10 protein-coding genes and 7 pseudogenes are annotated in these 13,627 nt (G+C 69.3%); 9 read left to right on the plus strand and 8 right to left on the minus strand.

Annotated features, from left to right (window positions below):
- Positions 1-140 precede the first annotated feature (140 nt).
- From ACFYWQ_RS43425 to ACFYWQ_RS43435, 3 genes are all read right to left on the minus strand, one after another.
- Complete coding sequence (locus ACFYWQ_RS43425) at positions 141-902, minus strand: SDR family NAD(P)-dependent oxidoreductase (protein ID WP_389526383.1); 762 nt, start codon at positions 900-902, stop codon at positions 141-143.
- Positions 903-975: 73 nt separating this feature from the next.
- Entirely contained in the window at positions 976-2,307 is a 1,332-nt protein-coding gene (locus tag ACFYWQ_RS43430; RefSeq protein ID WP_389526386.1) for an MFS transporter, read from the minus strand.
- Between the two features lie 188 nt (positions 2,308-2,495).
- On the minus strand, positions 2,496-3,458 hold the full coding sequence (locus ACFYWQ_RS43435) for a helix-turn-helix domain-containing protein (RefSeq protein WP_389526389.1): 963 nt from the start codon (positions 3,456-3,458) through the stop codon (positions 2,496-2,498).
- 304 nt (positions 3,459-3,762) lie between these two features.
- Between ACFYWQ_RS43435 and ACFYWQ_RS43440 the strand changes: the two genes are divergently transcribed.
- Positions 3,763-5,181 carry an FAD-dependent oxidoreductase gene (locus tag ACFYWQ_RS43440; protein WP_389526391.1) on the plus strand — a complete coding sequence of 473 codons (1,419 nt, stop codon included), beginning with the start codon at positions 3,763-3,765 and terminating at the stop codon, positions 5,179-5,181.
- Positions 5,182-5,418: 237 nt separating this feature from the next.
- Here the strand turns inward: ACFYWQ_RS43440 and ACFYWQ_RS43445 are convergent.
- Positions 5,419-5,535: pseudogene (locus ACFYWQ_RS43445) on the minus strand (IS5/IS1182 family transposase); the annotation flags it as partial.
- A gap of 242 nt (positions 5,536-5,777) precedes the next feature.
- Here ACFYWQ_RS43445 and ACFYWQ_RS43450 point away from each other — a divergent pair.
- Entirely contained in the window at positions 5,778-6,476 is a 699-nt protein-coding gene (locus tag ACFYWQ_RS43450; RefSeq protein WP_385071885.1) for a TMEM175 family protein, read from the plus strand.
- A gap of 275 nt (positions 6,477-6,751) precedes the next feature.
- Here ACFYWQ_RS43450 and ACFYWQ_RS43455 read toward each other — a convergent pair.
- Positions 6,752-7,118, minus strand: a pseudogene (locus ACFYWQ_RS43455) (hypothetical protein); the annotation flags it as partial.
- A 226-nt stretch (positions 7,119-7,344) separates the two neighbouring features.
- Between ACFYWQ_RS43455 and ACFYWQ_RS43460 the strand changes: the two are divergent.
- The 3 genes and pseudogenes from ACFYWQ_RS43460 to ACFYWQ_RS43470 all read left to right on the plus strand — a co-directional run bounded on the left by ACFYWQ_RS43460 (position 7,345) and on the right by ACFYWQ_RS43470 (position 9,736).
- Positions 7,345-7,854 (plus strand): annotated as a pseudogene (locus ACFYWQ_RS43460) (SDR family oxidoreductase).
- A 419-nt stretch (positions 7,855-8,273) separates the two neighbouring features.
- A complete protein-coding gene (locus ACFYWQ_RS43465; RefSeq protein ID WP_389526395.1) occupies positions 8,274-9,122 on the plus strand; it encodes an oxidoreductase in 849 nt (282 codons plus the stop codon).
- Complete coding sequence (locus tag ACFYWQ_RS43470) at positions 9,122-9,736, plus strand: TetR/AcrR family transcriptional regulator (protein ID WP_389526397.1); 615 nt, start codon at positions 9,122-9,124, stop codon at positions 9,734-9,736. The genes ACFYWQ_RS43465 and ACFYWQ_RS43470 overlap by 1 nt, the downstream gene beginning before the upstream one ends.
- Positions 9,737-9,912: 176 nt before the next feature.
- Here ACFYWQ_RS43470 and ACFYWQ_RS43475 read toward each other — a convergent pair.
- Together ACFYWQ_RS43475 and ACFYWQ_RS43480 are read right to left on the minus strand one after the other, a co-directional pair.
- Positions 9,913-10,463: pseudogene (locus ACFYWQ_RS43475) on the minus strand (transposase).
- A 147-nt stretch (positions 10,464-10,610) separates the two neighbouring features.
- The gene (locus tag ACFYWQ_RS43480; RefSeq protein WP_389526400.1) at positions 10,611-11,309 is read right to left on the minus strand and encodes an SDR family NAD(P)-dependent oxidoreductase; all 699 of its coding nucleotides are present in this window, start codon (positions 11,307-11,309) and stop codon (positions 10,611-10,613) included.
- 105 nt (positions 11,310-11,414) lie between these two features.
- Between ACFYWQ_RS43480 and ACFYWQ_RS43485 the strand changes: the two genes are divergently transcribed.
- Together ACFYWQ_RS43485 and ACFYWQ_RS43490 are read left to right on the plus strand one after the other, a co-directional pair.
- The gene (locus tag ACFYWQ_RS43485) at positions 11,415-12,290 is read left to right on the plus strand and encodes a helix-turn-helix transcriptional regulator (protein ID WP_389526402.1); all 876 of its coding nucleotides are present in this window, start codon (positions 11,415-11,417) and stop codon (positions 12,288-12,290) included.
- A gap of 39 nt (positions 12,291-12,329) precedes the next feature.
- Positions 12,330-12,425 (plus strand): annotated as a pseudogene (locus tag ACFYWQ_RS43490) (IS5/IS1182 family transposase); the annotation flags it as partial.
- Here ACFYWQ_RS43490 and ACFYWQ_RS43495 read toward each other — a convergent pair.
- Positions 12,415-12,630 (minus strand): annotated as a pseudogene (locus ACFYWQ_RS43495) (IS3 family transposase); the annotation flags it as partial. The pseudogenes ACFYWQ_RS43490 and ACFYWQ_RS43495 sit on opposite strands and share 11 nt — an antisense overlap.
- A gap of 1 nt (position 12,631) precedes the next feature.
- Between ACFYWQ_RS43495 and tpg the strand changes: the two are divergent.
- Positions 12,632-12,997, plus strand: a pseudogene (tpg, locus tag ACFYWQ_RS43500) (telomere-protecting terminal protein Tpg); the annotation flags it as partial.
- 189 nt (positions 12,998-13,186) lie between these two features.
- On the plus strand, positions 13,187-13,627 hold a 441-nt coding region (locus ACFYWQ_RS43505), incomplete at its 3' end, for a hypothetical protein (protein WP_389526405.1).

Below are 13,627 nucleotides of genomic sequence, written 5' to 3' on the forward strand. Positions count from 1 at the left end.
TTGGGCCCCCGGGGTGGGGGGTATTCTTTTCGGCGACTGGTCCCCGGGGTGGTTATTTCATTTATTTTTCGTTTTTGGGAAACCCCGGCGCCCGGGCGGGGGGCCCCCGCGCCCGGGACTCCGTTGATCGGGCGAGGGGATCAGCTGGTGACGCCGCCGTCGACGACGAGGTCGTGACCGACGACGAAACTCGACTCATCGGATGCCAGCCACAGCACCGCGGCCACGATCTCGTCCGTCGTCGCGACGCGGGCGATCGGAACCGTCGTGGCCAGCCGGGCCGCGCGATCGGCGTCGTTCTCCCCGGGACGCAGCGACATGCCGGTGTCCGTGGCGCCGGGGCTTACCGCGTTGATGCGCACGTTGTCCCTGATGTGGTCCAGGGCGGCGACCCGGGTGAGGGTACTCACGGCGGCCTTGGACGCGGCGTAGGCGGCCATGCCGGGGCGGCGCCCGTGGTACCCGATGTTGGATGCGGTGTTGACGATCACTCCGCCGCCGTTGGCCCGCATGTGTGCGATCTCCTGCTGCATGCCGATCAGCACGCCATTCAGGTTGACGTCGAGCACCTTCTGCCACACGGCCAGGTCCAGGTCGCCGACCGGGGTGGGCTTGCCGAAGATGCCGGCGTTGTTGTGGGCGACGTGCAGGCCGCCGTGCCGCTCGACCGTGGTGCGCACGAGGCGCTCCACGTCCTCGGGCCGGGTGACGTCGGCGACGACCGCGCTGGCCGCGCCGCCGTCCTCGTCGACGAGACGCACGGTCTCCTCGATGGATTCCGGCCGGGCTCCGGCGGCGACCACGGTGGCGCCCTCGCGCGCGAAGGCCCTGGCGCTGGCCCGGCCGATGCCGGATCCGGCCCCGGTGACGATGACGACCTTGTCCTTGAAACGGGCGGTCATGGGGGGTGCTCCTCGGTACATGTCGTAAGAGATGGATGCGGGGTTGCCCGAGCGGCGGAGGGACCGGGGTCCGTCAGCCGCCCTCCCGGGACGGGCGAGGGCGCAGCAGGACGAGCGCGCACACCGCGGCGACGGCGAAGGCCACCGCCGCGAGGGTGAAGGCGAAACCGTAGCCGGAGGTCAGGGCGGACGGCATACTCGTCCCGGTACGCACCAGATCCGTGGTACGTCCGGTGGCCAGGGTCACCAGGACGGCGAGACCGATGGCCGGCCCGGCCTCCAGAGCCGTGTTGACCACGGCGCCGGCGAGACCCGCCTGATCTCGCGGGACGTCGGTGGTCGCGCTGACGGTGGATCCGGCGAAGACCAGCGCCACCCCGGCTGGAAAGAGCACCAGCCCGGCCAGGACGGCGCCCACGTACGGTGTGTCCGTGCCGATCAGGCCCAGCGCCGCCAGCCCCAGTCCGGCGAGCAGCAGTCCCGAGACCAGCACCACGCGCGCCCCGAAGCGCTGCACCAGCCTGCCCACGCACAGGCCGCTGACGACCAGGGTCAGACCGAAGGGCAGGAAGGCCGCAGACGTTTCCAGCGCGGAATAGCTTCGGATCTCCTGGAAGTACAGCGCGAGCATGAAGAAGATCGTGGTGATCCCGGCGGCGCCCAGGAAGACCGCCGGCAGCGCCATCGCCCGTCGGGGGGAGGCGGGGAACGTCAGCGGCAGGAGCGGCTGCGGCACCCGTGCCTCGGCGATGACGAACCCCAGCAGCAGCACACCACCGGCGGTCAGGGTGGAGAGCGCCACCGGGGAGGTCCAGCCGCGCTCCGGCGCCTCCACCAGGCCGTAGCTGAGCAGAGCGATCCCGGTGGTGACCAGGGCGGCGCCAAGGACGTCCAGCCGACCGCCCCTGCCGGCCGGGCCCTTGGGGATGAGACGCGGGGCGCCGGCGAGGGTCACGGCCGCCACCGCGACGGGCACGGCGAACGCCCAGCGCCAGGAGTTCACGGAGGCGACCACCCCGGACAGCAGCATCCCGGCGGTCCCGCCGGAGGCCGCGAGCCCGCCCCAAACCGCCATGGCCCGGGCGTGCCGCGCGGGTTCGGGGTGGACGACACTCACCAGCGCCATCGCGGCGGGTACGGCCGGTGCGGCACCGGCCCCCTGGGCGAAGCGCGCCACCAACAGCGCCCACAGCCCCGGGGACACCCCCGCCAGCACCGAACTCACACCGAACACGCCGGTGCCGAGGAGGAACACCCGCCGGTTTCCGTACAGGTCGGACAGCCGGCCGCCCAGCAGCAGCCCGCTGAACGACATGCCGTAGGAGGCCGAGAGCAGGGCGAGTCCTGCCCGGTCGAGTCCGAACTCCCGTTGGATGTCGGGGAGCACGACGTTGAGCTCGCTCATGGCGAGGATGAGCACGACTCGTCACCCGGATCGGTGACGTCGCGGGCGTCTTCATGTATTCGGTGGCTGGACAGGACTGTGCTGGACGAAGCGGACTACGGCCGACACGCGCGGGCGGCGGCGGAAGTCCTCCTCGATCAGGTTTTGCCAAGAAAGACGGCCTGGGAATGTGGGGTGATGCACCTGGATCAAACACCCTCTGCGGGCCGCCGGCCTGCGGTGGGAGTCTCGGCGAATCGCTTCTTGTATGCCTTGACGAAATGGCTGCTGTCGGCGAAGTGCCAGCGGGCGGCGATTTCGGACACGGTGAGGCGTGTCGAGAGTAGCTCTGCCCTGGCGCGTTCGAGTCGGCGTTCGCGCACATGGCCCATGACCGACGACGTGCCCCCTTGACCGAACGCGCGGTAGAGGGTGCGGACGGACACGTTCAGGGCCGCCGCGATCCCCTTGGGGTCGAGGTCGGGGTCGGCGAGCAGCCGGGCCTCTATGTGGTCCATCGCCGCCCTGAGGAGCGCGGGTGCGAACTCCGCATCGTCGATGACCTGGTCGTTCATCAGTCCTCTGAAGAGCTCCAGGGTCGCGTTGCGGGCGGCCCCGGCTGCGGCAGCACCGAGTCCGTCCGCCAGCTCCGCCCAGAGACGGAGGTGGGCGAGCAGAAGGGCCGCGGCGGGTGACGCCTGTTCCGCGGTGACCGCCCGCGTGTTCTCCGGGAAGCGGATCTCGCTCGCGGGGAGGACCAGGGTGATCGCCCGGGTGCCGCGGGCGACCTCGAAGTCCCAGAGATCCTCGTTCCTTCGCACGCACAGCATTCCGGCCGCCGCCGTGGCTCGCTGACCCTTCGTGGCGAAGCGCCACTCACCGCTGAGCGTCACACTTGTCACGATCCGGTCCTCAAGGTGCCCACCCGGACCTCCGGTGCCCCCTGCGACCGCGTCGCTGTACTGGTCCTCCAAGAAGAGGTCGAGCAGGTTCTGCTTCCAGATGCGGGCGCGGTACGTCCCTTCGCTGTGCCGCGGCAGCCGCATAGGCGGAGCCGGCACAGACTCGCCCCCCTGACGCCGCCACTCCCTGAGCAGCACGCGGTTTCGATTCTCGTTCGCGTACGGCACGGTGACGTCGACCAGGGGGTGGAAGTGTTCCCGATCCGCCAAGGAGACACGCTGACTTCGGTGCTCATCCGGACCAAGGTACTCCTGCCCCTGGCCACCGCCCGGGCCAGGATCACCGTGCGGCCATGGGAGGCAAGGAAGTACAACGCACGAGGCCGACTGGTACAAGGCGCCGGCGTCCGGGCCCGGTCATCATGATCGGGCGCCTCCTCCTCGCTTCCCGGCACGAGCGGGTTCTCCCCTCCCGGATGAGCGGGTTTCTGCCGGACCTGGGGGCCCCGGTAACGGCTGCCTGGGCGCTGATCCGCCTGTCCAGGTCTGTTTGACTCACCAACTGGAGTACTCGGTGTCCGAATCCGTGGTGACTCTCTTCGAGAGTCTGGTTGGCGCTGAGCCGCCGCACGACGTACCCGTTCTGTTCGACACGGCGTGCGTGATGGGCGGGAGCATCGCGGGGCTCCTCGCGGCACGGGTGCTCTCCGACCGCGCGCGCGAGGTCGTCATCGTCGAGCCCGACGACACATCGGCGGAGGCCGAGTCGCGCTCCGGGGTGCCCCAGGACCGGCAGGTGCACACACTGCTGCCGGCCGGTCGGCTGTGGATCGAGCGGTGGCTTCCCGGTGTTTCGCAGGAGGCGCAGGACCGGGGCGCGTCGCTCGTCGGACCCGACAAGCAGTTTGTCGGCTACGACGACATCCGGCAGGCGCCGGACGGCGTGGACCACCAGTTCCTCGCGGTCGGGCGTCCTCTGCTGGAGAGTCTCGTCCGGGCCCGGGTCACCGCCCTGCCCAACGTCTCGGTCCTGCGGGCGCAGGCGACCGGGTTGCGATACGGCGACGGTGCCGTCGCCGGCGTGCGCTTCGCCGGGCCTGGGAATGGAGATCAGGGAGAGCGGGCGGAGGGGGACCTCGCGGCGGACTTCGTCGTGGACGCGATGGGACGCTCCAGCAGGCTGTCGAACTGGCTCAGGCAGGACGGTTACGATCAGCCCCGGCTCGAACGGCTGGAATCCCCGGTCAACTACGCGACCGCACTGTTCGAGCGCCCGGTGAAGCTCCCAGAGCTGGAAGTGGCGACCGTACTGCAACTGTTCACGCCGCAGTACCCGTCGGGCGGAGTGTCCGTCGCGGCGGCGACCGCGATCGAAGAGCAGCAGTGGCTCGTCATGCTGATGGGCTACGGTGACAACCGGCCCGGCAGGACGATCGACGAGTTCCGCGCGCACTGTGCCGCGCTGCCCGCGATCTTCAGCGACATCACCAGTGGCGGCGTCACCCGTGACGTGGTGACGTACCGCCAAGCGGACGACAGACGTCGTCACTTCACCGAAGCAGGCCGCCTGCCGGCGCGTCTGGTCAGCATGGGGGACGCTGTGGCCTCCTTCAACCCGGTCTACGGCCAGGGCATGAGTTCCGCCGCTCTGCACGCCTCCTGCTTGGCCTCCTACCTCGACAGCGGTACCGACCTCGACAAAGCGGCCACGGAGTTCTTCCGTCTGCAGCAGGTGGTCGTTGACGCGGCCTGGGCCGTGTCCGCGGGAGGTGACGCCGCCCGCATCGACGCCGAGAACGGTACCGAGGTGCCGGAGGAAGTGCGGCAGCAGCGCCGGATCATGGAGCAGATCGCCGGCGCCGCCCTCGTCGATGCGGATGTGTCGCGGGCCTTCAACAACGTCTCCTACATGCTGCGTCACCCCGGCACACTGTTCGATCCAGAGCTCCTGGAAACGGCGGCGACCACCACCGGGGGAGCCGCCGCGAAATGACGGACACCACGATCGACCGGTGCGTCGGCCTGTCGGACCGGGCGGTGCACGACGACTCGGCGTTCGAAGAACCGCTGACGCTGTTCGCCCCCGCGGGCCAAGTGGGCAGCTGCGTCCCGCATGGCGGGCAGCCAGCTCATGACAGTGGCTGGGGTGGAGCACGCGCAGCTCGACGGCAACGGCCTCATCGCCGACCTGCGCGATGAGTTCACCCGTCTTCCCGGCCAAGACGTAGTTTCAGTTGGTGAGTGGGCGGCGGTAGCTGATCAGTCTGGTGGCTATGGCGGTGAAGGTGAGGTAGTGCTCGGGCTTGCGCTCGTAGCGTCGGCGCAGGCGGCGACAGCCGGAGAGCCAGACTCCTCAAGGACTCACCAAAGATTGACCTTGAAGAACCAATTGATGATCCGAACGCCCCCATCACCCGTGCCTCGACGGGATGACCCTGTGCGTAGCGGCAGCGGCTGCGGCTGCGGGCTCTGTCAGTGCTCGCTGTCGCCATGGGTGGAGTTCGCGCAGTTCGTCGGAATGTCCATGACCAGCAGGGTCCGGCAGCGACGGCAGGCGCGGCGGGCATGACAAGAGAGAGGTGCAAACACATGGGTGGCAAGGGCGTCATCGACGAGACCGGCACGGGACGGGTCGGCCCGGGAGAGCCGTCGGTTCCCGCGCCGGACAGGGGCGAGGGGGGTGTCTCGGGGGAGCGGCTGGTGCTGTTCACCGACGCGGTGACCGCGATCTCCATCACTCTTCTGATCCTTCCGCTGGTGGACCTCGTCCCCGAGGCCGCGTCCGCCCACGAGGGCGCCAGCGAGGTGATCACTGGTCATCTCGACCAGATTTGGAGCTTCCTGCTCAGCTTCGCGGTCATTGCGAACATCTGGCAGGAGCACCACCGGACCTTCTCGACGGTCAGTACGGCCACCCGCTCCCTGACGGTGTGGAACATGGGGTGGCTGCTCTCGGTCGTCGTGCTCCCACTCCCGACGGAGATGATCGGCGCCTTCGGCCGCGACCGGTTCGTGGCGGCGTTCTACTACGCGGTGCTCCTGGTCGGCATGGTGTGCCGGCTCGCCATGTTGAAGGTCCTGAAGAGCAACCCGGGGATGGTCGAGGGCAATGGCGAAGAGACCCGCCGGAGGATCGCGCACCTGTACACCGACAGTTACAGCAACGTCATCGCCGTGGTCGTCGCGTTCGCCCTCGCCCTCGCCGTGCCGGTGCTGCAGTACTACAGCCTTCTGCTACTGATCCTGCCGGGGCGGGTGCGCTTCACGGGCCGGCGCCGCGCGCGCTGACCACGGGAACGGCCAGTGCCCGGGTATCCGCCTGAGCCTTGGCGGCATCTGCCCCGCGGCTCGGGGATGCGGCGGTCATGGGGCACACGGTGGGGCCGGGCAGGACACCACCTGCCCGGCCCCACTGCTCCTCGCGCCTCGGTCTTGATCAGGCCGGCATGCTTCGGCGGCTCACATGGCTGAGGCGGACAGCTGCTCTCCGCATCCTGAGTCACGACCCGACCGCCGAGGCCACCGCCGTACGCGGCACGGCTTCCTCCACCGCACCCACAGCGCGGCGGCGTACGCAGCCGCTCCAACTCCGGGACCTGCTTGTTCTGCGGCACCACCAGCAGCTGAGCCAGGACCGGCGCGAGAGCGGTTCGGCCCGGTGCGCGGCCCGCGTCACCGCCTCGTACAGCCGCCGCGCGGCCGCCGTACGCGCTTCCGACACCTGCCGGGCCGGCACCGAGACGCCCGGCAGCAGCACCCGTTTCTTCCGCGGTGCGCGTCCGTACGGCGCAGCGCGATCAGATCACGGTCGTCATCTTCGAGGAAGAAGAACCGCTCCAACTCCGGACGCGTGGGCACCTCGGTGAACGTCCCGTACACCTCGGCCTGCTCATCATCGGCCTGCTCATCAGTCAGGAACTCCGCCGGCACGGCCGGACCGTAGCCGGCCCCGACGCCCACCCGACCGGCTTGCCCCGAACCTCAACAGGGTCTACGGCTGGTGTGCAAGCCGTATTGACCACGAGCATTGTCGACGGATGGCGAGCGGGCGAGGAGTGGCTGTTCAACGTTGACGGGCGTGGGCAAGCCGGAATGTGGTTCAGCCGCTGGCGGCCAGGGCCCGCAGTCGGTCCAACGTCTCGCGAATGATGTCTTGGTGTCCGCACCTGCAGCTTTGATCACCGGCGGAACCAGCGGCATCGGCAAAGCGACCGCTGAACTGCTCCACACCCGCGGCTACCGCGTCACCCTGTTCGACATCAATGTCAAGGGCAACTTCTTCACCCTGCAAAAGGCACTCCCGCTCATCAGCGAAGGCGCCTCCATCGTGTTCACCGTGGGCGCCGGCGAAGGGATGGGGGCCGCCATGACAGCAGCCATGGGCGCCCTGCTGCCTCTCGTGCGGTCCCTCGCGCTCGAACTCGCCCCCCGCCGCATCCGCGTCAACGCCATCAGCCCAGGAGTGATCAACACCTCCGCCTACAGCAAGATGGGCATCTCCCAGGAAACGATCGACTCCTGAGGCCAGGACATCCCGCTCGGACGCGTCGGCGCTGCCGCCGACATCGCCGAGGCCGTGGCCTTCCTCGCCTCGGACGCCGCCAGCTACATCACCGGCGACAACCTCACCGTCTCCGGCGGCATCGGCATTCACACCCGCCCCTGACGCGCAACTCCTCCAACGCCACCACCGTGCGGACCCGCCAACCCCGCCAGGGTGCGGGCCTTTTCCATGCTGCGGTCGCTCTGCCCATGCCTTGCCCGGTGGCGAGGCACGCGCAGGCCGACCGGACTTCACCACGACACCCACCGCACCCGCCGCCGCGCCCTCGACGGCTGGGTGCGGTTTGCGTTTGGAGGAGATCACTCGTGCTCATCCCCCGCCCGCGACGCCGTGGTCTGCCGGGAGACCACGGCGCCATAGACCTCAGTCAGCTGGGCCTGGACCTCGCCGGTGGTCGACCTTGAGGAATCTGCCCCGTGAGTGCCACCAGAATCGACGTAGTAACGATAAAAATCGACACCGTGTAGAATTATTGCTGGAGGGAGCGGTCCGGCTCCTCGCAAGACCTTGCTGGAGAAACAGTGCAGAAGCAGAACTGGCTCATCACCGGCGTCAGCACGGGCCTGGGGCGCGCTTTCGCGCAAGCCGCCCTGGCCGCCGGGCACACGGTGGTCGGCACCGTCCGCTCCGAGAAGGACCTGCGGGCCTTCGAAGAACTCAGGCCCGGGCACGCTCACGGCCGCATCCTGGACGTGACGGACGGTGACGCCGTCTACGGCGCGGTCGCGGAGGTGGAGCGGAGCGTCGGCCCCTTGGACGTCGTCGTCGCCAACGCCGGCTACGGCCTGGAGGGAACCTTCGAGGAAACCCCACTGGCCGACGTGCGGCGGCAGTTCGAGGTAAACGTGTTCGGGGCCGTGGCCACCCTGCAGGCGGCGCTGCCCCACATGCGCGCGCGCCGCCGCGGACACCTGATGGCCGTCACTTCCATGGGCGGGCTCATGGCCGTGCCCGGCATGTCCGCATACTGCGGCAGCAAGTTCGCCCTGGAAGGCATCCTGGAGGCGCTGGGCAAGGAGGTCGCGCAGTTCGGAATCCATGTGACGGCGATCGAGCCCGGCTCCTTCCGCACCGACTGGGCCGGACGGTCCATGACACGCGCCGCGCGGACCATCGACGACTACGACGAACTGTTCACCCCCATCCGCGAAGCGCGGCAGAAGGCCAGCGGGAACCAGCTGGGCAATCCGGCCAAGGCCGGGGAAGCGGTCGTACACATCACGTCGGTCGAGCAGCCGCCGGCCCACCTCGTCCTGGGCTCGGACGCGCTGCGACTGGTCACCGCCGCGCGCACGGCGGTGGACGAGGACATCCGCGCGTGGGAGGCGCTCTCGCGTACGACCGACTTCGCCGAGGGCGCTCAGCTCTGATGTCCGGCCAGCCTTCCGCGCGTGGCCGTCGCACCACCGAGCGCAAGGGGGATGTCCGGGAGCGGGCCATCCTCGACACCTGCGAGGCCTTGCTGGCGCACAAGGGATACGACGCCATGACCGTCGGCGATGTAGCCCAGGGCGCCGGTATCACACGTGGTGCCCTGTACTTCTACTTCGGCTCCAAGCAAGAAGTGGTCACGGCACTCGTCGCCCGGACCGTCGAGCACCTGTGGGAACGGTCCCGGGCCACCGCGCAGACGGACGAGCCACGCGAGGCCATCGCAGCGGCCATGCGGCGCACGGTCGAGCTGTGGAACGAGCACGGCCTGGTCATGCGCACGGCGATCGACCTGTCGTTGACCGTGCCGGAGATCGGCGAGCTGTGGAACCACACAGCCGACCTGTTCATCACGGCCATCACCGCCGTCCTGGAACGAGCCGGCATCCAGGCCGGCACCCAACCAGACCAAGCCTCAGCGATGGCACGTGCCCTGTGCTGGATGATCGAGCGGACCTTCTACCACGCCTCGCAAGAGTCCCGCGAGAAGCTTCAGGAGGCATCGGCGACATGCGAACACATCTGGCTGATCAGCGCCGGCCTGGTCACCTGAGGTAGCTCGCCTGCGGCACGCCGTACAGCCAGGTAAGGCTGGCCGCGCCGGCATCGCGACCTGGCTGGGAAAAACTTGCCCCCCTTGCGTAATGGCCACTGGTGGGTGGAGAGGGAAGACTCCACCGCGTGCCGTACGAGCGGGTGCGGCACTAGGACGTGTTGCGAAAGTGCTGGTCACAGCCACTCGTTGATGGCTGCGACCAGCACGGTCGCCTCGTAACGGACGGCGAGTTTCTCGTATCGGGTCGCCACGGCCCGGTGGCGCCTGAGCCGGTTGATCCCGCACTCCACTGCGTGGCGTTCCTTGTCATCGATCTTGTCGAACTTCGGCGCCCGGCCGCCGCGGGAGCCGAGCTTCTTGCGGTTGCGGACCTGGTCGGCCTTCTCCGGGATGGTGCATCTGATGCCGCGTCTGCGCAGGTAGGCGCGGTTCGCGCGGGAGCCGTACGCCTTGTCGGCGCGGACCTTGTCCGGCCGGGTCCGCGGCCGGCCTCCAGCAGGGCCTCGAAGACGCCTGCGTCACGCCACTGCCGGAAGCGGTTGTGAACGGTCGGCCAGGCACCGAACTCCTGCGGCATCTCCCGCCACTGGCCGCCGGTCTTGAACCGCCAAATCACGCCTTCGAACTGCTGCCGCAGCCGATCGGGGTAGGGGCCGTACCCGCCGATCGGCAGGTACGGCTCGATGAACTCCCATTCGACGTCCTTCAGTTGCACTCGAGTCAGGCAAGAAGATCTACCGGTTCGGGCCCGCCGCGAGGGCGAATCCCGCAGATTGATCACGATCCGATCTGCGCCCTGGAGCTGCCCGAATACTGCGACGACTACGTGATGTCCTTGTCGCCTGGAGTGGCTGATCCGGCACGGCCGGATTCAGGACCAAGCGATCTCGCCGTGGCGGGAGACGAGGCGTCCGGTGCCGGCACTGGACGCCTCGGTGGCGAGGGCGACGATCGCGTCCGTGCCCTCGGTGACGGTTTGGGGGCCGCTGTGGCCGTTGAGGTCGGTCGCGGTGTAGCCGGGGTCGGCGGCGTTGACGCGGATGCCTTTGAGTCCCTTGGCGTACTGCGTGGTCAACATCGTCAGTGCCGCCTTCGAGGAGGTGTACAGCGGCGCAACGACGTGCGACTCGGGCCGGCTGGGATCGTGGGTGAGGGCGAGGGAGCCCATACCGCTGCTGACGTTGACGATCACAGGGTCGTCCGAGCGGCGCAGCAACGGCAAGAACGCAGTCGTGGTGCGGACGACCCCGATGACGTTGACGTCGAGGACGGCGCGGGCGTCGGCGGCGGTGATGTCGCTGGGATCGCCGACGGGGCCGTGCACACCAGCATTGTTGATCAGAACGTCGATCCTGCCCTCGTGTTCGGCGACGTCCGCGGCCGCGGCGGCCACGGACGCGTCGTCGGTCACGTCGATGGGGACGTAGCGTGCGCCGAGCGCGGCGGCAGCCTCCTCGCCCTGCTCGCGGTTGCGGGCTCCGACGAGCACAGTGTGGCCACACTCGATCAGGCGGCGGGCGGTCTCGCGGCCGAGACCCTTGTTGGCTCCGGTGATGAAGGTGATGGTCATGCGTTCGATACTGATCCCGACGAAGGAGGCGGACCAGGGACGCTTCGACGGTAGGAAGACAAGTACCACCCTCGCGTGCCCATGCACGTCCGGGGATGCAGGAGGATGGAGGTCATGTCGACGACACCCGGTACCGGACTGGGCGTGATGATCCGCACGTGGCGGGACCGGCTGCCTCCGTCGGCCGCCGGGCTGCCGGTGGCCCGCGGGCGCCGGGCGGCCGGGCTGCGGCGCGAGGAATTGGCTGACCTGGCCGGAGTATCGGTCGACTACATCGTGCGCCTGGAACAGGGGCGGGCCACGACACCCTCGGCGTCGGTGGTGGCGTCCCTGGCGCGCGCCCTGCAGCTGTCCACCGCCGAGCGGGACCACCTGTACCGGCTGGCCCAGCTCGTACCGCCGGTGGACGGCGCGATCTCTGACCATCTCCCGCCCGGTGTCCAGCGGGTGCTCGCCCGCCTCGGGGACGTGGCAGTCGCCGTATTCGCGGCGGACTGGCAACTGGTGTGGTGGAATCGTGGGTGGGCCGCGCTGCTGGGTGACCCCTCCGCCTCGCCGCCGCGGCTGCGCAACTTCGCCCGCGACAGGTTTCCGGTGCACGCCGGCCCCGCCCACCTCGCGCTGTGGCCGGTGACCGAGGCGGACCGCGACGCCACCGACGCCGCCGTCGTCTCCGACCTGCGACGCGCCACCGGCCGCTTCCCCCAGGACAGCCGCTTGGCCGCGCTGATCCGCGATCTGAACGCGGGCAACAGGAGGTTCGCCGAGCTATGGGCGACCGGAGAGGTGGCCGCGCACCGCGAGGACCACAAGACCATCGACCACCCGTCGGTGGGCACGGTCACGGTGGACTGCGACGTCCTGACTGACGGTGACTCCCAGCTCAAGATCGTCATCATGACCGCCGTGCCCGGCAGTGAGGACGAGACCAAGCTCCGGCTCACCGCCATCGCCGGCCCACCGGCCACGACGCACAACTGATCCGACCTAAGCGTCGATCGACCGGTTGCATGTGCGCGGCGAGCACCGAACCACGATGCTGACCTCTACCAGGAGAGGAACACCGTCGAGGCCCTGATCGACAAACTCAGGGCCTGGCGAGGCATCACCATCCGATAGGGCCCAGGCGTTGCTGCCGTCGGCGTCGGTGGTATGTCCGTTCGATCCAGGTGACGATCGCGATCCGCAGCTCCTGGCGGGTGGCCCAGGCACGGCGGTCGAGGACGTTGTTCTGCAGCAGTGCGAAGAAGCTCTCCATCGCGGCGTTGTCGCCGACGGCCCCGACCCGCCCCATCGAACCGACCAGACCGTGCCGGATGAGCCCGGACCTCGCCGCGCGCCTGGAGCGCGAGGTGAAGAAGCGGTGGCAGCCGCAGATCCGGGCCAAGGCCCGCGAGAAGGCGGCGATGACCGGCGGGATCGTCATCGACACCCGGGCCCGCATGGGCTACACCGCGCCGATCGGGTCGACCGACCAGGACCGCATCCGGCACCTGACCGTCGCGCTGCCGCCCCGCTACGCCGCCCGCCTCTCCGATGCCCACGAGGGCGGCGCCACCGAGCAGCGGCTCAAGGAGATCGCCGCTGAGGCGCTCAAGGAGGTGTACTTCCAGGACAACGGCAGCCGTGCCGAGCATCTGGAAGAGGTGCGTTTCACGAACATCGAGCACTTGGAGTTCGACCTGTAGCAGCCGTACCCCGAACAGCCCGCGAGCCCCGGACCGATGTGGTCCGGGGCTCGCTCGCGTATCCGCGGGGGTCGGATGTTCAGGCACGCGATGCCCTGTCCAACGACGCTGCGGCGCCTCAGTCACCTGCACCGGAGCAATGCAGGCGAAGCCGTCCGGCGGCTGCTCCCGCCCGCCTACGATGCGTTCGTGCGGAACACCAGGGCGTTCAAGGAAGCCGTTGCCCAGACGCTTGCGGGGCTGGCCCGCCGGGGGGTGACCCTCGCGCCGGCGACCGTGGAGGACACGATCGAGAAGCAGGTCACCACCGTGTCCGAGCGGCTCGGGATCCAGGTGCGTTCCGCCTGGCGGTACTTCGATGCCTCCGTCACGGCCGACCGTCTCGCGCAGAGCCTGTCGTCCTACGAGGAGAGCAGCAGCGATAAGGGGGCCGGGCGGGCCCCGATGCCGCCGCTCGACAACCCGGAGCTCGCCCTGGTCCTCGCCGGGGTGCCGGACTCCCTGGCGCAGACCGGCGGCGACCTGTACGAGGTCGTCATCAACGTCGCCGTCAACGCCTGGATGGCCGGCCACATCCACGGCGAGGACGGCTGCACCGGCTGCGACGGCAGCCGCGGCCCGGCCGGACAC

It is taken from the genome of Streptomyces sp. NPDC003247, assembly GCF_042888135.1.
Taxonomy (GTDB): domain Bacteria; phylum Actinomycetota; class Actinomycetes; order Streptomycetales; family Streptomycetaceae; genus Streptomyces.